The following is a 20,797-nucleotide window of genomic DNA, read 5'->3' on the forward strand; positions in this document are numbered from 1 at the left end:
CCACACAGCGGGACGTCCCCCCACCCGTTATCTGAAAGCCACATCTGGCGCTGGCTCCGTAACAACCTCCGCGTCCGCCGCTGCGCGCCAGAAGTCACCCTCTAACTCAGCCACAATCGGATCGTCGCTGCTAGCTCTGACAACTCTGGCGCTCAGTACCTCTCCCGGCTGAGGTGCTTCGAACCCCAGTCTTTCGGCCGCGAACCGATGCTTCTCGTAGTCGCCTCCGAGGATCACGATCCCTTCGCTGCGAAGTTGAGTTCGAGCGCCGCCGTTCGCTCGAACACGCTTCATGAAGTCATCCTGCTGCGCAACCGTCGCCACTGTGTTCCGCCCGATTCGAACGCCTTGCACTCGGCGCAGGAGCTCATTGACTCGCTTCTGGCCTGAGCGGGGTGCGAAGATCGCTGCAATCGTTTCGTCATCGCACTGCAGCAGTACGTTTGGCGGCAGAATTCCCGGGCGTTGAATCCAACGGACCGCGTCACGACCCTCCCGGTTGAGCGTGACCTTCGCGTCACGGTTATTGCCAGCGTTGCAGTGCTCTTTCGCGGCACGGACAACGCCGAAGGCAAATTCGCCGGTTCGATCATTGACGAATCCAACGACCAGCAAATGCCCGATAGCCTCCGGTGGGATCATCCAGCCGTTCATACGTTGAGAGAATTTACAGTCGACGTCGATCCCTGCGACACGGTAGTCAAGCTTTTGCTTTTCGCCAGGTTCGTCAATAACGTCGTCGAACTCACGACGCAGATTTATTTCGAATAGCGTGCCATAGTGCGTGCGCTCAGTCTTGTGCAGTTGTTCCCACGAATAGCGTCCGGTTCGCTGTCCGTCGTACAGCTGGTCAAGCGTTCGACGCATGAGCTTGCCGATTCGCTCCCCATTCGGATCTGCCCGTTGAAATGCACGGAAGACGCGGATCAGTTCTTCGTCAGTGGCACCTTCAAGCGGATCGAAACGCCAGTCCACTATAAGTGAGGCAATCATGGCTAACTGACGCGATTCCGATGCTGTGCCACAACATCATGTCTCCAGTGGTCAGCTTGCCCAGTGAAGCCCTTAAAGTCGCCGAGCGTATATCGCTCGACGCCATCCACGTCAGCTTTTAGGAGCACGAAATCTCGGCCAATCGCAGTCAACCTCTGCTGGACGACTGCCGTGCTTCCCTCATTGTGAGCGTCGACCAGGTCGGCAAGACTCATCGGGTGAGCGCTACCAGCGAGAGCCCGATACACAGGATCGTGAAGGGTGACCACACCGAGTTCTTCCGCTCTGGGCATGCCCTCGTGCGCGAGCGCGGCGTGAATACTCTGACCGATAGCCTGGGCGACCGGCGGGGGGAAGGCATTCCCAATCTGACGGTACTGCGACGTCTTTCGCCCTGAAAATTCGTATGCGTCTTCGACTCGCCATCCTTGAATACGCGCAGTCATTTCAATAGTGAGTCGAGGAGGCATCGTTCGGAATGATCGTGACCGTCTGTCGGGCGCTGCATCCGCAACGCCACGTCCGTCAACATGAAGCTTCGCCCATCCCGCTTTGGCGCGGGTTGGCCCGAGGTCTGCGCCGCCATGCTTCTTGCTACCACCGACCAATGTAGGACCAATGTCGTTCGCGGCATCACGCCATGCATCCGCGTATCGCCACCCGCGCGCAGCCATCAGGTCATGAAGAGCTTCACCGACAGTCATCCGCGAGACTGCTGCGGGCTCCGGCCAGTGGAAGTACTTTAAGTCCTCCGCAGACATTGCGACGAGCACGAAACGCGGTCGCAATTGAGGCACTCCGAAATCCGCGGCGTGCAATAGCTTCCACTCGCCGACATACCCCAACTCATCGAGGCGATCGAGTATCCGCTGTCGGTATGCCGCGAACCTCGGGGCAGAGAGTCCGCGAACGTTCTCGAGCATGACGGCTCGGGGGCGCATCACCGCTACCTGTTCGATCGTCCACGCGAACAGGTCCCGCTCGTCAGATGTGCCCAACTGCTTGCCCGCAGCTGAGAAGGGCGGACACGGCACGCCACCGGCGAGAAGCGTCACTCCGGCGTAATCCTCAGGAGACCAAACCTGAGGATCGGCCACATCGCCAACGACCACGGGAATCTGGAGATTGTTCTCTAGAGTCGCAGCCGCCGTTTCGTCGATCTCAATCGCAAGTGTGTGGGCGAAGCCAGCTTTGTGAAGACCGAGCGACTGCCCACCGGCTCCCGCGCAAACCTCTACGACGGTGAACTCGTCGGCTCTGCGACCCTCATTGTTATTCACATCTCCATCGTACGAGCGACCACCGACATCTGCGTGAGGCGCCGCACCCCATACACCGCGTCGCTAGCTAGTCGGATCGCTTCCGAGGACAGGTCGCGCTCGTCGTCGGCGCGGAGCTTTTCGTCCGCGGTCGAAAGTGGCGGACAGGGCACTTCCCCGGCCAGAAGATCGATGCCCTTGTGGTCGCGGACGTCGCCCCCATGCACGTCCCATTCGGGGCGGTTCAGTCGGAGGGTCGCGGCGGCGTCGCAGTCGATCTCGACCGCGAGCGAGTGGCCGGCTCCGGCCATCTCCAGCCCAGACGACTGCCAGTCGGCGCCCGTGCGGATCCCCAGAACACTCAATTCGGGCGCTTTCGTCATATCCTCACGCATCTCATCGAAACGTTCGAAATCTGTGGTCATCGGACGCCATGACGGATCGTGCCACGGACCTCCGACGTTCGGCCCGGGTGCTCTATCGCGCAGGCGTGACCCGGATAAGGGTGGTGCTACCGGCAGTCCATTCTTCGGGTTCGCTGTCGTTGCGCCGTCGGACGCGAATGGCGCGTGCGAACCGGCCTGGCGCAGTGCCGTCCGGGAGGGCGTTCTCGGGTATTCCTGTGAGCCAGCGGCCGCCGATGAGCAATGCGGCGGTGCCGGAGCTGGAGCGCTCGATGTTGCCGATCGTGCCCTCAATGGCGTCAGGGAGTCCCCAGCCTGGGACTGCGTCCCAGTGAGGTTGACAAGTCATGCGCTTCGGGCAGAAGCGGCACGTATATGCCTCCGGCCGCGCGTCGGTGCATTCCGTGAGCTGCGCAGCGCGGATTTGATCGAGGAGGGCCGCGACAGCGGACGGCGCCACTTGGACCTCTGTCGGCCCGCGCTGCAGGCTGAAGACGATTACGTGCTCGGGAAACGTGCCATACGACGCTTGGAATAGGTGCGCGTAGAAGGTCATCTGATGCGCGATCGCGTGCGAAGATTCCGCGGAGGCATCGCGTCCGGTCTTGAGGTCGACGATGAACCCGTCGGACCCGCCTCCTGCGATATCGAGGATTCCGAAGAGGTGATTGCTCTCATCGCTCAGCAGCAGCTCGCTGCGGACGTCAGCGTTCGCATCGGAGAGGATCGTGGCAAGTTCCTTCGCGCGGGTCTTGAGCCGTGCACGCGTTACGACGCCCTGCGGCATGCGTACCGGGTTGACTTCATGCGCTGCGGCGACCTCGTCGAAGCGTTCCTGAAGCCGGGTTCCAGGATCAGGGAGTGACCACTCTCCGCTCTCGGCCCAGGCCTGCAGTGCGAGGTGCGCAACGCTGCCTACGTTGTCTGCGGCCTGACCGGGCGGTCTGACTGGCGCGCGGGCGGGCGTCGCTGATGCCGGGCAGCGCAGCAGACGCCAGGTGGCTGTCGCCGACCACCATTGCGGTGCGACCGTGTCTGGGATCATACGCCTGCTGGCTCGGAGTCGGAGATGAGCTTGAGCACGCGACGAGGGTCGCGGTCGAGGGTGAAGGAGTCAACGAAGATTGCTCCGTCCAGGCCTTCTTCGGCTGCTTCGATCTCGGCCATTACCTCGGCGAGGCGAGGCGCGATGAGGGTGTCCTCTGATGCTTCGAAAGCGTGGCGGGCGATTACCGCGAATGAGCCTTCGCTGGGGCTGTCGTACCGTGCGGCCGGGACACTGCTGCTGATCGGCGTCGCGTTGTAGGCACGTGCCCACCGTTCGATTGCGGCGGCTTCTGCCACCGCATCGATGCTCAGCGATTGTCCCTTGAGGAGCCTGAACAGATCCCTGGCAAGCCGCCAGTCGAGCAGGGCGTGGTAGGCCATGTTGCCATAGTCGCGCAGGCAGCGGTAGCAGGATGAGGTGCAGGCGTCTGCGTGCGACGGCTCCTCCAGTTCAGAAAGATAGCTGGCCACTGCATCGAGGAATTCGGGCAGGAACGCGGATGAGCCGAGGTGCGTGCTGAAGCCGGCTCCGTTTTCGAGAGTGTCGGCCAGGAAGGCGTATGTTGCGGGTTCGCTGCCGGTTACCCCGGAGTAGATACCGGCGGCAAGTTCGAGGGGCTGAATGTCGAGTGCTGCCGACGCGACGGTACGCAGAAGGAACGCGAGCGAGTACCATCCGGCGCGACGACTGTCGGTTGCTTCCTGAGCACCGTAAGGCTGCCGCACACCGGTGACGAGGTTCAGGCGGAGTCCCGACGCGGCATTCGTAGGTGCGGCGGCGCCAGCGAAGAGGAAGTCGGTGTGCTGGATGGCGCCGAGGGCGACGCTGATCGGGTCTCCGGTGGCGAAGGAGGGATGAAGCAGTCCAGCGTCTATGGCGCGCGTAGAGACGTAGCCGCCCCACTCGGGGCCGCCGGGGGCTGCCGCGCGGAGGGTGAAGAGCTGCCCGCTGTTGTCGTTGATGACATACCGGGAACCGGGCCCGGAGAGGATAAGGGCGTTGCCGGGCGTTTGAAGGGTGAGGGCGTCCATGTCGGTCATTGCTCGTGCGGCCATCGCGCGCGGACTCCAGGAGAAGTTGCCGTCGAAGTCGGTGCCATGCCCGCTGCGGAATCCAAGCGGTTCGTGCAGCGGGACGCTCGTGTAAGAACTTGGTCCGGCCCCGCATCGCGGGCAAGTATTCGTGACCTGACCCACGGCCTGTTGCTCGCCGAGGTAGGAGCAGGCACGGCAGATCGACAGCGGCGACTCCGCGCCGAGTGGCTCCGATACCGCCTGCGGACGGGGCCCAGTGGGTCTGAACCCAGTAATACCCACGACCGGGTAAACGGTTCCGTCACGGACGACTTCGCTCATCGGCGCGAACTGGCTCACGGCCATGCTGAGGTCGCGATCGATCACCCCGGGCGGTGGCCACGGGTAGGAGCGCTTGGGCCGCTTCAGGTAGAGGTAGCGGACTGAAGTGGGGAATCCGAACATGGGCAGGAGGCCCTGTTCTGCGAGGAGCTGGCTGAGGTCCTCGTGCCTCGCGGACATCGCGGCAGAGTCGATATCGTCGATGAGGGTTCTGGCGCATTTAGCGGCCTCCTCGTCGGCGGTGTTCTGGAATGCGGTGCTGCTAGCGAGGGATCTCGCAGCGTCCCGGACGGCGTCCGGATGGTCTTGGAGCCACTGTTCGAGACGGGGCCGTAGCATTGCCTGCCAGTCGGCGGTCTTCCCGAATGCGCCGTGCACGTTAACGCTGGCATCTTCCCCGCTAGTGACGGCTATGAAGTCGGCGGACGCCTGGCGAAGGACTTCGCTACGAAGTGACCGAGCGAAGATCTCTGGCCGGTTGAGCACGAGGTAGGGCTTCGGCGTGGGTTCGTTGGTGATTCGATCTGGCCGTTCGAAGTAGTATTCGTCGTGGCTACGGCCTCGGCATACGGTCAGGGCGATCGCGACCGGTGAGTTGCGGCGCCCCGCGCGGCCGACGCGCTGCTGGTAGTTGAATCGGGTTGGGGGCATGTTACCTAGGACGACGGCCGAGAGCGCGCCGATGTCGACGCCCGCTTCCATCGTCGTGGTCACGGACAGGAGGTCGATAGCGTCGGTGAGTTCGTTCTCGCCCGATCCGAGGAATACGTTCTGGAAGCGCGATTGACGGGATTGTGCGTCGACGCGGTCGGTTTGACCGGTCAGTTCAGCGGTGTTGAGCCGGAATCTGCCGTCGCCCCGTGTGGCTTTCCAAGAGTAGTAGTCCTGGCTCAGATCGGTCAGGGCTGCAGTCGCGGGCAGCGGAGTCGCGTATTTGGTGCAGTAGCCGTTTCCGGTGCTGAGGTGTTGGCGGCTGCATTTGGTGCAGATCCATGCCCGTCCGTCACTCATTCGCAAGACTACGGCGGACGGGTCGATCAGGTACTCCACGACCGCACTGCCCGTTCGGGTGAGGGCGTCGTCGCGGACGCTGTCGGCGCCCACGGTTTCTGCCGTAGCTACTGCGGCCCAGAATTTCCGCAGTTTGGGGGTCGGGTCGTCGCGCTTGCGGCGTAGGCCGAAGAACCTGCGCTGGTCGGCGAGGATGCGCAGCGCGGCGCGTGCCTGCCCGGCGGCCGGATCGGCGGGTGCATCGGCGGGCGCGGTGTCGGAGCTAAGGGTCAGCCAGCCGAGACCGAGGGATTCGAAGTCCCTGCCTCCCCCGGAGAACAGGCCTTCGAGCAGTTCCTCTTCCAGGGAACTGCCGATATCGATTAGCAGCGCTTTCTGCGGATCAGTCAGGCCCGGTTTCGGTGATGGCGGGCTGACCTCCCAGTCGTAGAGTTCGGACCACGACACGGCGGGATCGTCGGAGGTTTCCCGGAGCCCGGCATGGGGACCTCCAGGGTTCATTCCAAGTCCGAGGAGATCCGCCGATACTTCGGAAGCGAGTTCGCGCAGAGAGGGCGGGGCTGCAAGCTTGCTCTTCAGTCGTTCGGAGTCGGCCGCACCGGTCCCAGGCTTGCCGTCCCAAACTTCACGTAGTTCGGCGAGAGCGGCCGCGTTGCGCTGCTTGAGGCGATCCAGCGCAGCGAAGGATTCGGCGGTTTTCTCGCTACGAAGCACGTGGGCTTCGGCTAGTGCGACATCGTGCGCAGTGCCCCCAGAAGTGGCGAGTCTCGTGTAGAGCAGCTGACGTAGTAAATCCTGGTAGTGCCGGAGGCCGAGTCCCGCGGAAAGTTTCGCGGCGTCCTGGCGGCTGTCGGTGAAGACGATGAGCTTGCGCTCGGCGTCGCTTAGGTCGTTGGCGAGCTCGGTGGTGAGCACCTGGTTGATCTTCTCGAAACCGGTGCGCATCTGCCGGATTGGAGACCGCTGCGTGGCCGGATCGGTCGCAGGCAACCGCCCGCTGCGGCCGTACTGGATTTCCCAATCGTCACCGCAGTTCGGGCACTGTGTCGGGTAGGGGCTGACGGTCTCGGGGGCGCGGCGTAGTTCGCCGGTGGCGCGGTTTCGGGCGATGCGGGCGTGGAAGCTCCACCCGGTGAATCCGGTAGCGATGTTGCTGATTTCGCCAGAGGCGGGGTTGAGCCTGCTCTGACGGAAGGCGTATTCGACGGCGTTGCTCTCACGGTTCCAGGATGGTGAGTCGAGATTGGTCAAGGCTGCTTCGGGGCGCGGCCAGTAGACGAGGTAGTTATCGGCTGTGCGTTGAAGGGTGACCTGGTCAGGGAGCTTGGCGAGTTCGGGGACGTCGGCGAGGAGCATAGTTTTGACGGCCGGCCCTTGGAGTTCGCCTTCCGGGGCGAAGCCGCCGAGCATGATGTCGCCGCAATTCTGGTTTGTGGATCGGGAAGCAGGAAGATCACGGCGGAGGGTGGAAATTCTGCTGTGAATTCCCTGCCGCGAAGCTGCATGCTGCCTTCGCGACAGCGCAAGCGGAATCTTCTTGGAGTCGCTCGAAGTACCTCACTACGTTGCTGCTACGGTCCCCTTATGCCGTCGCCCGCAACCCTCGCCGCCCTCCGGGCCTTCGTCGCGGAGCGAGATTGGGACCAGTTCCACTCGCCGGAGAACCTGGCGAAGAGCATCTCGATCGAGGCCGCCGAACTGCTCGAGCTCTACCAGTGGAACGCAACGCCAGATCAGACGCGGGTTGAAGAAGAACTCGCGGACGTCATCACGTACTGCATCCATCTCGCGAACAAGATCGGCGTCGACCTCGACGACATCGTGATGCGCAAGCTTGAATCCACCGCAAAGAAGTATCCGGTCGAGCTCGCCAAGGGCCGCATGACCAAGTACACGGAGCTCGCCAAAGAACGCGAACCCACCGAGGAGCAGGAGTGAGCGGCTTCAGCATCCAGCGCCTGCCGTTCCGACACGACGCAGTCGTGACCTGGGCGCACGACGATGCTCGACACACGAACTGGCCCGTCGTCTATGTGATCGATGGCGCCAAGAATCGCAGAACACCCGCGCTCTACGTCGGTGAGACGACACGAGCCCAGAAGCGAATGCGCCAACACCTCGACGGCCCGAAGAAGGACGAGGGCCTCGAGTCGATCCGCGTCGTCATCGACGAGCGCTTCAACAAGTCCGTGTGCCTCGACCTCGAGTCGCACCTCATCCGCTGGTTCCACGGAGACGGCACATACGAGCTCCTCAACGGAAATGACGGCCTCACCGACGCGCAGTATTACGACCGCGACCTGTATCGCGAGTCATTCCGCGACGTGTTCGAAGCGCTCCGCGCCGAGGGGCTGTTCTCGCGCAGCATCCCGCAGATCGAGAATTCCGACCTGTTCAAACTGTCGCCGTTCAAGGCGCTGACCGATGACCAGGCGATCGCGATCACCGACATCGTCGAGGGATTGCTCGAGGATCTCCAGCATCCCGAAGCGCGCTCGACGCTCGTCGTGCAGGGGAATCCCGGCACGGGGAAGACGATCATCGCGATCTTCCTCATGAAGCTGCTCGCCGACATCCGCGCCCACCAGGATCACGACGACGTGCAGCCCGACTCGATGTTCGCGGAATTCTTCGTGCGCGAGAATCGTGACCTTCTCGCCGGCCTGCGGATGGCGCTCGTCATCCCGCAGCAATCGCTGCGCGAGTCCGTCCGGATGGTGTTCAAGAAGACTCCACGACTCGACCCGACAATGGTCATGACGCCGTTCCAGGTCGGCGAATCGGATGCTGCATTCGACCTGATCCTCGTCGACGAGACGCATCGGCTCGGGCAACGCGCTAATCAGGCGTCCGGTGTGCAGAACAAGAAGTTCCGCGACATCAATGCCGCGCTTTTCGGCGAGGACGACCCGCGCTATACGCAGCTCGACTGGATCAAGGCGCGGAGCAAACATCAGCTGCTGCTCGTCGATGGCGAGCAGAGCGTGCGCCCGCACGACCTGTCGCCGGCCATCCTCGCGGCCGAGGCGCGGACCGCCAGCGACCTGCATCGGCACTACCGCCTCACAACGCAGATGCGCGTGCAGGCCGGCGACGACTATGTCGAGTTCGTCCGTGCGCTGCTGCGCGATTCACCCGTTGTCCGCCCGGATCTCGGCGACTACGACCTGCGGTTCTTCGACGACCTGGGCGCGATGCGAGATGCGATTCGTGCTCGGGATGCCGAAGTCGGGCTCTCGCGACTCGTCGCCGGGTATGCGTGGGACTGGAAGTCGCGCAAGGATCCATCGGCGTTCGACATCGAACTCGATGGCGTGCAGCTGCGCTGGAACAGCACGGACAAGGACTGGATCAACTCGCCTGGCTCGCTGGATGAGGTCGGCTCAATCCACACCGTGCAGGGCTACGACCTCAACTATGCCGGCGTGATCATCGGGCCCGATCTGCGCGTCTCACCTGACTCCGGCGCAATCGCCGCCGACTGGGACGCCTACCGCGACAAGAAGGGCAAGGAGAACACCGGGCACCTCAAGGGTGCTTTCGGCGATGACGACCTGCTCGTCTTCATCCGCAATATCTACGGCGTGCTGCTCACCCGCGGAATGCTTGGGACGTATGTGTACGTGTGCGATGAGGGGTTGCGGGAGCGACTGCGCTCAGCGGCGCTGGGACGGTAGATGCGAGAAGGTTCTCGCGGGTGCACGTCGCGCTGAACCCGCGAAAAGCTTCTCGCGTCGAGTGCCTCGCCACGCACCGGCTTCGCGCGCGCAAGTAAACTCCAGTCAGCCGACGAAGGAGCCGACAATGCCCATCAGCCATATCGAGATCCCGACCGGCGACGGCACTGCCGAGGCGTATCTCGCGCGTGCGGATGTCGATGGCACAGCACACCTCCCCGGCATCCTCTTCTACATGGATGCCTTCGGGTTACGTCCGCAGATCGAGACGACGATGCAGCGCATCGCCGACTGGGGCTACGCCGTGCTCGCACCGAACGTCTTCTACCGCAGTGGATCCGTCGCCGACATCGCGCCGGAGCTCGACCTGCACGTCGCCGAGAACCGCGCAGCCGCCTTCAAGAAGATCACCCCGAGGCTCGCCGCGCACACCTCCGCGCAGGCGGCGATGGATGCTGACGCCTACCTCTCCGCGCTCCGGGCCGTCAGTGCGGGTCCGGTCAGCACGGTCGGATACTGCATGGGCGGCCGTTTGGCGCTGCGGGTCGCCGCGCAGCATCCGGAGCAGCTCGACGCCGTCGGAATGTTCCACGTCGGAGGACTCGTGACGGATGCTGAGGACAGCCCGCATCTGAGCATCCCGAACGTGCGCGCTCGCGTGCTCGCCGGCTACGCCGACAATGATCGGTCGATGACGCCGGATGCCGTCGCCACCGTCGATGAGGCGCTCGAAGCATCCGGGATCACGTTCGACACCAGCATCCGCCCCGGTGCCCCGCACGGATATACGATGGCCGATACTTCGTCGTACGACGAAGCTGCCGCGGAGTGGCACTTCGCGCGCCTGGAGGAGTGGCTGGTCGGGTAAGGCCGCGGGCACTCCTCATGCAGTAGCAGGCGCCGATGCCAGAAGAACTTCGCGGGTGAAACGCGCGCTTTACCCGCGAAAACGCTCTCGCATGGCGGATGCTACGGCGCGCTGCCGCCCTCAGACAGCTCCACCCTCAGCCAGCTGCCCCCACCGCGAAGTTGTCCGCAAAGACCCCACCCGGATCGACCTCAGCCTTAATCGCGCGCAGCCGCTCAACGGCCTCCGCGCCGAACGCCTCAACAAGACGATCGGGCCGCAGCGACGTCTCAAAGCTCGGATACATGCCAACCGTGTGGCGGCGCACAGCATCCCACGAGGCATCCAGCCGCTGAGCATCCGCACCCAGCGCTGCCACGGAGAAGTTCGCCGAACGGTTCGCGTAGATCGTCTCGCCTTCGGGAACGTCGGCCACGCCACCGCCGGCCGGGCGGAACTGCAGAAAGTACGAGCCGCCAGCATCCATCATCGCGACCACGTCGCGCGCGAACTCGGGCGTGATGTGCGTGACGAGCCCCGACCGCGAATGCGGTTCCCCGCTGCCATTGTGTGGACTCGGGTCAGCATTCGACATCACCGCCGCATATGTCGTGAGCGTCACCGACTGCTGCACGAGCGGGGCGAGCTCGGCAAACGGCTGCAGCCGAGCGATGATCGTGTCGGGGTCGTCCGAATCGACCACGCCATACAGCTGCGCGACCCGCGGCTGCCCAGGACGCGTGGCCCCCATGATGAGGAACATCGTCAGATCGCGCGGCGCCGCCTCGATAATGCGGCCATAACCGACAAGGAATTCCTCCGCGTCGGACGCATCGAACGCGAGCTGCGCCCACCCGACCTGCCCGACCTCGTCCACTTCGAACTCGAAGCTCGTGACGATCCCGAGATTCGCGCCAGCTCCACGCAGCGCCCAGAACAAGTCGGGCCGCGTCTCAGCATCCGTTCGCACGATCGAACCATCCGCGAGCACGACCTCGGCCGCGCGCAGGTGATCGATCGTCAGCCCGTGCTCACGCGAGAGGAAACCGATGCCGCCCGCCGTCGCCAGCCCGCCGACCCCGACACCGCCGTAGTCGCCCGAGCTGAGCGCCCAGCCGTACTCGCTGAGCGCGGCGGCAACGTCCATCCACCGGGCACCCGGCCCGATGCGAACGAGGCGCCGGTCGACGTCGATCACCTCGATCGCGTTGAGTCTGCCGACATCGATGACGATGCCGCCATCATTCGTGCTGCGGCCGCTGATGCCATGACCGCCGCTGCGGATTGCGAGCGCAGCATCCGGATGCCGGCGCGCAAAAGCGACCGCGTCGGCGACCTGCGCCGGCGAACCGGGCTGCAGCACGATCCCCGGTGCGCCGCCGCGCATGTAGGTCGCGCGGACATCGGCGTAGTCGAAGTCGCCCGGCTCGATCGCACGCAGCCCCTCCGGAACATCGTCGTAGGCGATGCCCTCACGACGCGCCGCGATGGCGATCGTCGAGCGACCGGATGCTTCGACAACCCCGCTCTGCGCGCGCTCGCGCGCAACAACCTCACGCACCGCCGGAGCCACCTCTTCGCCGAACACCTGCAGCAAGCGCGCGTCGTCGCCCGCCAGGATGAACGTGCTGATTCCGTCGTCGATCGCCAGCGTCGAGAGCTGCTCCACCCATGCGGCAACCTCACCCTGCGGTCCGATATTCAGCAGACGTCGGATCTCGCGCGGATCGCGGTCGACCGACTCGGCAGCCTCATCGATCATGGCGTGGCCGCGGCCGAGGTCGCCGGGCTTCAGGTACGCGAGCGATGGCAGCCACCCATCACCCTTGCGTCCCGTCAGCGACAGCATCCGCGGCTTGAGTGCGCCGATCCAGATCGGCACGTCGTGCGCTGGACGGGGACCCCGTTTCGCACCCTGGACGCGGTGATACTTGCCATCGGTGAACACGCCGCCGCGGGTGGTCGTGTCCCACAGCTCGCGGATGAGATCGATCGCCTCTTCGAGCGCGGTGACCGCCTGACCGGGTGTGAGTCGGGTGCCACCCATCGCCTCGATCGCGTCCCAGAACCCTCCCGCTCCCAACGCCAGGTCGAACCGGCCACCGCTGAGGAGGTCAAGACTGGCCGCGCTGCGAGCGACCACCGCTGGCGGACGCAACGGGACGTTCAGCACGTTGGGAGCGATCCGGATGCGGTCGGTCTGCGCCGCCACGTATGTCATCAGCGTCCACGTATCAAGGAACGACGGCTGATACGGGTGGTCCTGGAAGGTCACAAGGTCAAGGCCCGCGGCCTCGGAGATCTTGGACAGCGCCACGGGCGCTTCAGGCGTTGCGGCGGTGGGAGTGATGAATGCCCCGAACTGGAGCGGGTGACCGTAGTCCATTTTTATGCCAACGAATGGACGTCGTGGCCTATTCCGCCGACCCGCTCGTGCGCGTGCGGCCGGAGGCGCTGATGCGAGAAGCTTCTCGCGGGTGAGGGGCGCACTGAACCCGCGAAAAGGCTCTCGCATCGAGCCTCGCCGGCGTGAAAGCTCGCGTTACGGGCGCGTACTCACTACTCCGACCAGGGGAACGGGCGTTCCTTATCGAGGTCGCCGTCGCGACCGATCTCGCCGAGGGTGGATCCCCCTGCGCGAATGCACAGCCAGCGCAAGGGATCGGGGCTGTCCGGTGCGGCCTGAAATGCGCGCCACGTCCCGGTTCCCACGCGCACGATCGTGCCCGGCTGGATGTCGACGACCTCATCATCCAGGGCGAGCTGACCGCGTCCGCTGAGGAAGACGTAGAGCTCCTCATGCTGCGAGTGGGTGTGCCAGAACGGCGCCTCTGAGCCGGGAGCATTCGAGTTCACCGACAGGCCGAGGTACTTCGTGGCGAGATCCTTTTCCACGAAGAGCTTCCCCGGCGCTGCACCATCGATTTCGTCCCACGAGTCGAGGTCGCCTACCTGCACCACATCAAAATCAGTCATGGCGCCACGATATCGGTTGCTTCGCTTCTCAGTCCCGCGGGCTGAACGCTCCGCGCAGCAGCAGGTACACGACAACGGCGACGATCGCGACCAGCGCGAGCTTCACGACGAACCACAGCACGCTGAACAGCACACTGACCAGGGTCCACGCGATGATCACGGCAATGACGACGCCGACGATCGTCCACAGGGTGCTCTTGTTCATGTGTTCCAGCGTAGGCCGGTGGCGCCGGACCCTTCGACAAGCTCAGGGATCGGCGACAAGCTCAGGGATCGGCGACAGGCTCAGTGCCAGAAATCCCCCGCAGCAGCACGTCCACCACAGCATCCACGCGACGATCATCCAGCGGACGGCCGAGCAGCGCCGCATACGACGACATCGCGATGAACTGGTCCGCGACAGCGGCAGCATCCACATCGGCTCGCACGTCGCCCGCATCCTGAGCGATCGTGAGCCGCGCGACGATCTGCTCGATGATCGGATCCGCGAGCCTCTTGTTCAGCGCGGCGCCGAGCTCGGCATCCGTCGCGGTGACCGCGATGAGCGCCCGTGCGACTTCGACGCTCGCGCTATGCGAAGCATCCGACGACATCGCCGAGAACCAAGCGCGCAGATCACCCGCCAAATCCGGCGTCACCGGGAAGGCTGGCAACGGCAGCTCCCCCTCCAGCAGCGCCTCCCCCAGAATCGCCGCCTTCGACGACCACCACCGATAGATCGTCTGCTTCGAGACTCGGGCCTCCGCCGCGAGCCCCTCGATCGTCACGGACTCGTACCCATCCGATGCCACGGCCGCGCGCATCGCCTGCAGCACGGACTGACGAGCTTTTTCACTACGAGGACGGGGCATTTGTTCAGAATATCGGCGTACAGTGAGAATAACGAGACGTTGCGTTGCGAAACGCTAGACCGAACCGCTCAACAAAGGAGAAGACCATGGCACTGACCGCTCACTCCACCATCGGCGAATGGCTGAACGACCCGACCGGCGGCGACCTCGTTCGCGGGCTCCTCGCGCAGTCCGGCGCCGACCCCGAGTCCCTCGCACCCGTGCTTGGCCTCCCGCTGCAGCAGCTCGTCACTCTCAGCCAGGGTGCGATGCCGCAGTCGGTCGTCGATGACCTCGTCCGCGCCGCGAACGGCGGAGAGATCCCCGACTCCGACGAGAGCACCGGCTGGACCGAGCAGGTCACGCCCGGACGCTTCGCAGGCAAGACCGTGATCGTCACGGGTGCGGCATCCGGAATCGGCAAGGCCACGGCATCCCGCATCGCCCGCGAAGGCGGCCGTGTGATCGCCAGCGACATCGCCGCCGACAAGCTCGACGCCTTCAAGACAGAACTTGCGGATGCCGACATCGTCACCGTCGCCGGCGACCTCACGAAGCAGGATGCCGTCGACGCCGTCATCGCGGCCGCCGGCGACCGCATCGACGCCCTCGCGAACGTCGCCGGAATCAACGACGACTTCTCCCCCGCGGGTGAGACCCTGGATGCTGTCTGGGACCGCGTCATCGCCATCAACCTGACCGCTCCGTTCAAGCTCATGCGCGCAGTTCTTCCCATGATGGAGGCGGCCGGGCGCGGCGCGATCCTCAACGTCTCCAGCGAAGCGGGCCTGCGCGGCAACGCATCCGGCAACGCCTACACGGCCAGCAAGCACGGCATCATCGGAGTCACGAAGTCAGCGGCGTTCATGTACGGGCCGAAGGGCATCCGCGTGAACTCCGTCGCTCCGGGCGGGGTCGCCACCGGCATCCCCTTCCCGAAGGACGTGTCCGAAGCGGGCTCAGCACGCCTCGCTCCATTCCAGCAGGCGATCCCGACGGTGGCGACGGCTGAGCAGCTCGCAGCATCCATCACTTTCCTGCTCTCGGATGATGCCGTGAACATCAACGGCGCGATCGTCGCATCGGATGGCGGCTGGTCGGTCCAGTAGCTCGCGGCGCCGATGGGAGAAGGGTTTCGCGGGCGCGACGCGCATTTTACCCGCGAGAACCTTCTCGCATCGCGACCGCAGCCACGCACCCCCGGCACGGGCGGCGCCGATGTCTGAGCCCATCCGTACGCTGGTCGTATGACCCGATACCGTCTGCGCGTGTCGCTCGTGGAGAGCGAGCCAGAGATCTGGCGCGCCTTCGACATCGACGGACGCCTGCGATTGCGGATGCTGCATCTCGCCCTGCAGACGATCATGGGCTGGCGCGAATCGCACCTGCACGCGTTCACAGACACTGACCCCTATGCGCGCGGATCGCAGGGTCGCCGGTGGGAGTCGCCCGACTTCGAAGGCGCCGAGGGATCGCTCTCGGAAGAGGACTTCACGGTCGACGACGTGCTCGGTTCGATTGATGCGCTCTGGTACGAATACGACTTCGGCGACGGCTGGATCCATCGCCTCGACGTTATCGAGCGGGCACCGGATGATCCGCACCTCGCCCCTGTCGTGCTGCTCGAAGGGGCGAACCGCGGACCCTTCGAAGACTCCGGCGGAGTGGGCGGATACTACGAGAAGCTCGAGATCGCGGCCGATCCGCGGCATCCTGAGCACGGCGAGATCACCGAGTGGATCCGCGCGACCGTGGGCCCGTGGGCTCCGCAGCAGCCCGGAGCGATCGACCTCATCGGCACCCAGAGCGAGCTGAATCTGATGTTCAATCCGCAGGGATCGGGCTTTTCGCCGTACGACATGTCGGGGCTGGTGAAGAGTGAAGAACATCGGCGCGCTGGCGACCTCGATGAGGCGTCGCCGCTCGTCACGCTCGCCTCTGAACTTCCGCCACCGATCCGATCGGAGCTGCGGCAGCACCTGCACTTCACCAATGTTCTCGAGCCGACCGGCATCGACGATGAGACGGCGGCGCGCATCATCCGTCCGTTCGCGTGGCTGATGGATGCCGTCGGCCCCGACGGCATCGCCCTCACCTCAGCGGGGTGGATGCCACCAGCGACAGTGCTCGCCGGGATGACCGAGCTCGACTGGCTCGATGACTGGATCGGCAAAGGCAACCGCGAAGACCTCACGCCGCCGATCGCGATGCTCCGCGAATCCGCGCAGCGCATGGGGCTGGTGCGTGCACAAAAGGGGCGACTGCTTCTCAGCGCCGCAGCGAAGAAGGCACAGGGGGATCCGCTTGCCCAGCTGCGACTGGTCGCGACCGGCCTGTATCGCAAGCTCAGCGACGCCGAGACCGATGCCGCCGTTCTCCTGCTGATCGCGATCGCTGACGGCACCGCGCCCGAGGAGCGCTGGAAGGCCGTCGCATTCGGCCTTCAGATGTGCGGGTGGAAGTCATCGTCCGGGTGGGCGTTCACACCATCCGATATCTCCCATGCCACGTTCCATGTGCGGCACGTGCTCGACCAGATCGGCGAGTCCTCGCGTCGCAGCCGCACCAGAGCGGAGGACCCGGATGTGAAGCTTTTCGCAACGGAAGCGCTGCGGTAGGCCAGCCGTCACACCCCCCACTGCCACCCACCCCGCTGATATGGTGAGCGCAATCTTTGGGGAAGGACGTGAGGACGTGCTCGACGTCTCGGTTCTCGGCCCGGTGAAAGCCAGTACAGACGGGCGTGAGCATCCGCTGGGCAGCGCCAAGCAGCGCGGTCTTCTCGCGCGCCTGATCGTCTCGCGCGGTCGTTCCCTCTCGGCCGATCGGCTGATCGACGAGCTGTGGGAGGAGAATCCCCCGCGCGATCCCGGCCATGCGCTCCAGGCGCACATCTCTCGGCTGCGGTCGGCGGTTCCGGTGGAGATCGCGCTATCGGACGGTGGATACCGGATCGACCCGGCCGACGTACGAACGGATGCTGCGCACTTCGAGCGCCTCGTGCAGCAGGGCAGCGAATCCCTCGCCGAGGGCGACCTCTCGCAGGCTGCTGAGCTGATCGGCGACGGGCTGGACCTGTGGCAGGGCCCAGCCTTCTCGGGGCTGCACGATCTCACCGTCTTGCGTGCAGAATCGGCGCGACTGGAGAATCTCTGGTCAGCGGCGGTCGCAGATCGCATCGACCTGGACCTCGCCCTCGGGCGCGGCTCCGCCGTCATCTCCGAATTGCACGCCCTTATCGAAGCGGACCCGCTGGCCGAGCGGCATTGGAGCCAACTGATCGCAGCGCTCTACTGCGATGGACGCGTCCAGGAAGCCCTCGATGCATTCGCCCGCGCCCGCGCGACGTTCGCCGATCAGTTGGGTGTCGAACCGAGCAGTGAGCTGAGCCGGCTGCACCTGGGAATCCTCCAGGAGCAACCATCCGAGACCCTCCTCCGCCTCCCGAGCGCAACGGTCACCAGTCCTGCTCCGGACATCGAGATTCCGGATGCCGCGATCCGCAGCCTCACCTCGAACCAGCCCGATGTCCTCGCTTCTCTCCTCCGCGATCAGCGCACACCCCTGCTGACGGGCCCAGCCGGCATCGGCAAGACGCATCTGCTCCGCGCCATCCGCGCACGGTTCGACGCCCAGCGCTGCGCCGTGTCGCTGCTGACCGCGACACCGCTCAGTCATGCCGTCCCACTCGGCATCTTCGCCGGCGCTCTGCCAGAGAAGCGGATGACCCCCGCCGCCCTCGTCGACCACTTCACCCGCCAGCGATCGAGCACCGTCCTGCTCGTCGACAACGTCGAACAGCTCGACGAGGCATCCCTCTTCGTCATAAGCCAGCTCATCCGCAACTCCCGCATGCCGACGATCCTCACCGCCACCGATCTCGCCGGAGCACCAGACGACATCCGTGCCCTCTACGACAGCGGCGAGGTCTCCGAGATCACCGTCGAGCCGCTGTCCCCTTCCGATGCCGACGAGCTCGTCCTGCACACCGTCGGCGGATCGCTCACCCCCGCCTCCCGCCCCCGCATCTTCGCCATGGCACAGGGAAATCCGCTGCACTTGCGCGAGATCCTCACGGCGTCCGTGAACGAGAACCGCCTCGTACGCACCGATCATGGCTGGGAGCTGCAGGACGAACCCGCATCGACGAAGCGGCTCACCCAGCTGGTCGGCGAACGCTTCGGTGATCTGGATGACAACGGAATCGAAATCGCCGCGAAGATCGCGATCGCCGGGGAATATCCGGTCTCGGCGCTGGAAAGCAGTGAACGATGGATGCTGGCTCGGGCAGGTGTCGTGCTCTACTCCGCACCGGGCTGGCTTCGGCTCTCGCATCCGCTCGACGGCGAGTTCCTGCGCGGTCGTTGCAGCGATGCCCTCTGGCGGGAGCTGTCGCTGGAGGTGCTCGACGTGCTCCGCAGCGATGAGGCCGCGGCGTTCCCAGCCGTCCGGCGCCGCGCGCACATCCTCATGCTCGACCTCGGTGAGCCCGTCGAGGTCGCTCCCACGCTGGAACTTGCGCAGTACGCACTCGGTGCGTTCGATGAGCGCCTCGCCCAGCGTGCCGCGACGGCCGTGATCGGCCTCGATCCAGACAACACAGCCGCGCACCGGATCGCCGGTATCGCGGCATCCATGCTGGGTGATTCAGAGGGGGCCGCCGCGCACTTCGCGACCGCTGCCCGCACGGCGACGACACCGGCGGAGCAGACCGCCGCCGCACTCGCCCACGCGCAGCATGTGGGATTGCGCCACCACGACGCCCCCGCCGCACTCGCCATCATCACCGCGGCCCTGGGCATCGTCGACGAGCCCAGCGAAGTGCAGCACCTTGAGCGCGACGCACTGCGGTGGGCGGTAGTGGCCGGACAGACCCGCGAGATCGCGGATGCCTCGGGAGATACCAGTGACGCTGTAGCCGTGCGCGGCCTCATCACCGCAGCGAACGCCGCTGTCGTCACCGGGACGGTCGAGGATGCCACGCTGAGCTTGCAGCGATTGCATCGGGCGCCGCGCGAGATCATCGCACTGGTTCCCGGCGGAGCATCGCTCATCGAGCTCATCGCCATCATGGCGCTATCGAACACAGGCGACATCACTGCCTCCCGCCGCCGCTTCGAGCAGGCGATCGCAGATACGGAAGTGAACGCCCCCGAAGCCCTCGGTTCCTGGGAATACGGACGGGCCCTCATCGATCTGCTCTGCGGGGACGTGAAGGAAGCGTACGAAGGCGCAGCCGCTGCGGTGCAGCACTTGGAATGGCGCGACACGTCAGGGCTGTTACCCGCGGCCCTCGCACTCGCTGGTGCTACGGCCCTCGCCGCCGGTCACAGCGAGGAGGCGGATGCTCGGTTCGCGGCTGTTCCGGTCGCTGCCGCGACCGATCCGAAGGTCGCCATGCTGCGGGCCTGGGCCGATGCGTGGCGAGAGAACTCGGCAGGGCGCGGCGAGCGCGCCGCACGGCTGCTCGTCGATTCGGCGCGCTGGTTGCTGAAGGCTCAGCACACCTACTTCGCAGGACTGATGGCGCACTGTTCGGTGAAAGCTGCGGGTTTGGTCGGCACGGTGCGAACGCCCGAGCAGGACATAGATGCCCCCGCGCTCAGCGACGTGCGCGGTGATGCGATCACGGTGATCGAAGAAGCGCGCGCGATCGGCGGCGGAGGCCTGTTGGGCTTCATCCTGCGACATGCTGTGGCGACAGCATCCGGAGATCTCCTCGCCCTCGACGCGCTCGCGCGCGAGGCCGAGACGTTCGGGATGCTGTCGACCGCCGCCGATACCCGGCGGATGCTGGACCAGCCCGACACCCCCCGCGCCGGGCTAGCGCTGTGGTCGACCAGGCCCCAGGCGATTACTCCTGCGGCGTGATGACGGTATACGCGACCGTGTTGTCTTCGCCGTCCGATCCCTCCACGATTCCGATCGAGACCCCCAGCGACTCGTCCTTCTTGAAGAGACCAGTGACCATCTCACCCATATCGCTCCAGGCGATTTGCTCCCAGCCGGCGAAGTCGCTCTTCACTTGCGCGGTGAGCTCCTGCATGCTGCGTGGATCGCTCACGACCACCAGTGTGCCCTCGGCGACGGTCACGCTCTGCAGGACGTTCTCGGAGACCAACGGGACTTCCGCGGGGAAGCCGTCCGGGAGGCTGCCGAAGCTGATATCGGTCTCGCCACCGGTCACCCCCTCGATCAGCTGTTCAGCCGAATCCTGCGCCACCCCTTCGCTCACCTGATCGACGATGGCGTCGAGCGGATTGGCGAAGCATCCGGTCAATGTCGCCGCGACGACGACGGCGAGCGCTCCACCCGCGATACGCACGGATGCTGTTCTGCCGGTCATTGTGTTCCCCATGTTCGTCCCCCTCGAGATTCCCGTGAGCTCATCTCAGCA

16 protein-coding genes are annotated in these 20,797 nt (G+C 65.1%); 6 read left to right on the top strand and 10 right to left on the bottom strand.

Annotated features, from left to right (window positions below; all coding sequences use genetic code 11):
• Nucleotides 1–27: 27 nt before the first annotated feature.
• From ACTIAO_RS11890 to ACTIAO_RS11910, 5 genes are read right to left on the bottom strand one after another with little or no spacing between them, the layout of a single operon-like run.
• Entirely contained in the window at nt 28–993 is a 966-nt protein-coding gene (locus ACTIAO_RS11890) for a NaeI family type II restriction endonuclease (protein ID WP_441906440.1), read from the bottom strand.
• A 2-nt stretch (nt 994–995) separates the two neighbouring features.
• Nucleotides 996–2,273, bottom strand: coding sequence for a DNA cytosine methyltransferase (locus tag ACTIAO_RS11895; protein WP_441906441.1), 1,278 nt, complete (start codon nt 2,271–2,273; stop codon nt 996–998).
• Nucleotides 2,270–2,677 (bottom strand): DNA cytosine methyltransferase, encoded by a 408-nt coding sequence (locus tag ACTIAO_RS11900; protein WP_441906442.1) that lies wholly within the window; start codon nt 2,675–2,677, stop codon nt 2,270–2,272. Before ACTIAO_RS11900 ends, ACTIAO_RS11895 begins: the two co-directional genes overlap by 4 nt.
• A 52-nt stretch (nt 2,678–2,729) precedes the next feature.
• A complete protein-coding gene (locus tag ACTIAO_RS11905; protein ID WP_441906443.1) occupies nt 2,730–3,701 on the bottom strand; it encodes a PD-(D/E)XK nuclease family protein in 972 nt (323 codons plus the stop codon).
• On the bottom strand, nt 3,698–7,480 hold the full coding sequence (locus ACTIAO_RS11910; protein ID WP_441906444.1) for a helicase-related protein: 3,783 nt from the start codon (nt 7,478–7,480) through the stop codon (nt 3,698–3,700). Before ACTIAO_RS11910 ends, ACTIAO_RS11905 begins: the two co-directional genes overlap by 4 nt.
• A 174-nt stretch (nt 7,481–7,654) precedes the next feature.
• Here ACTIAO_RS11910 and ACTIAO_RS11915 point away from each other — a divergent pair, with 174 nt between their 5' ends.
• The 3 genes from ACTIAO_RS11915 to ACTIAO_RS11925 all read left to right on the top strand — a co-directional run bounded on the left by ACTIAO_RS11915 (nt 7,655) and on the right by ACTIAO_RS11925 (nt 10,615).
• The gene (locus tag ACTIAO_RS11915) at nt 7,655–8,008 is read left to right on the top strand and encodes a nucleotide pyrophosphohydrolase (protein WP_441906445.1); all 354 of its coding nucleotides are present in this window, start codon (nt 7,655–7,657) and stop codon (nt 8,006–8,008) included.
• The gene (locus ACTIAO_RS11920; RefSeq protein ID WP_441906446.1) at nt 8,005–9,747 is read left to right on the top strand and encodes a DNA/RNA helicase domain-containing protein; all 1,743 of its coding nucleotides are present in this window, start codon (nt 8,005–8,007) and stop codon (nt 9,745–9,747) included. Before ACTIAO_RS11915 ends, ACTIAO_RS11920 begins: the two co-directional genes overlap by 4 nt.
• A 127-nt stretch (nt 9,748–9,874) precedes the next feature.
• The gene (locus ACTIAO_RS11925) at nt 9,875–10,615 is read left to right on the top strand and encodes a dienelactone hydrolase family protein (RefSeq protein ID WP_441906447.1); all 741 of its coding nucleotides are present in this window, start codon (nt 9,875–9,877) and stop codon (nt 10,613–10,615) included.
• A gap of 136 nt (nt 10,616–10,751) precedes the next feature.
• Here the strand turns inward: ACTIAO_RS11925 and ACTIAO_RS11930 are convergent, their stop codons facing one another.
• The 4 genes from ACTIAO_RS11930 to ACTIAO_RS11945 all read right to left on the bottom strand — a co-directional run bounded on the left by ACTIAO_RS11930 (nt 10,752) and on the right by ACTIAO_RS11945 (nt 14,421).
• Nucleotides 10,752–12,980 carry an LLM class flavin-dependent oxidoreductase gene (locus ACTIAO_RS11930; RefSeq protein WP_441906448.1) on the bottom strand — a complete coding sequence of 743 codons (2,229 nt, stop codon included), beginning with the start codon at nt 12,978–12,980 and terminating at the stop codon, nt 10,752–10,754.
• A gap of 173 nt (nt 12,981–13,153) precedes the next feature.
• A complete protein-coding gene (locus tag ACTIAO_RS11935) occupies nt 13,154–13,570 on the bottom strand; it encodes a cupin domain-containing protein (protein WP_441906449.1) in 417 nt (138 codons plus the stop codon).
• A gap of 28 nt (nt 13,571–13,598) precedes the next feature.
• Nucleotides 13,599–13,775 carry a hypothetical protein gene (locus ACTIAO_RS11940; RefSeq protein ID WP_441906450.1) on the bottom strand — a complete coding sequence of 59 codons (177 nt, stop codon included), beginning with the start codon at nt 13,773–13,775 and terminating at the stop codon, nt 13,599–13,601.
• A gap of 61 nt (nt 13,776–13,836) precedes the next feature.
• On the bottom strand, nt 13,837–14,421 hold the full coding sequence (locus tag ACTIAO_RS11945; protein WP_441906451.1) for a TetR/AcrR family transcriptional regulator: 585 nt from the start codon (nt 14,419–14,421) through the stop codon (nt 13,837–13,839).
• 86 nt (nt 14,422–14,507) lie between these two features.
• Here ACTIAO_RS11945 and ACTIAO_RS11950 point away from each other — a divergent pair, with 86 nt between their 5' ends.
• From ACTIAO_RS11950 to ACTIAO_RS11960, 3 genes are all read left to right on the top strand, one after another.
• On the top strand, nt 14,508–15,509 hold the full coding sequence (locus tag ACTIAO_RS11950; RefSeq protein ID WP_441906452.1) for an SDR family NAD(P)-dependent oxidoreductase: 1,002 nt from the start codon (nt 14,508–14,510) through the stop codon (nt 15,507–15,509).
• 138 nt (nt 15,510–15,647) lie between these two features.
• Complete coding sequence (locus ACTIAO_RS11955) at nt 15,648–17,018, top strand: plasmid pRiA4b ORF-3 family protein (protein ID WP_441906453.1); 1,371 nt, start codon at nt 15,648–15,650, stop codon at nt 17,016–17,018.
• Between the two features lie 43 nt (nt 17,019–17,061).
• Nucleotides 17,062–20,271 carry a BTAD domain-containing putative transcriptional regulator gene (locus ACTIAO_RS11960; RefSeq protein ID WP_441906454.1) on the top strand — a complete coding sequence of 1,070 codons (3,210 nt, stop codon included), beginning with the start codon at nt 17,062–17,064 and terminating at the stop codon, nt 20,269–20,271.
• On the opposite strand, the gene ACTIAO_RS11965 is transcribed toward ACTIAO_RS11960, so the two are convergent.
• Entirely contained in the window at nt 20,255–20,758 is a 504-nt protein-coding gene (locus ACTIAO_RS11965) for a hypothetical protein (RefSeq protein ID WP_441906455.1), read from the bottom strand. The genes ACTIAO_RS11960 and ACTIAO_RS11965 overlap by 17 nt on opposite strands.
• Nucleotides 20,759–20,797 lie beyond the last annotated feature (39 nt).

Origin of the sequence: Microbacterium sp. (assembly GCF_052099035.1) — a bacterium.
GTDB lineage: Bacteria > Actinomycetota > Actinomycetes > Actinomycetales > Microbacteriaceae > Microbacterium.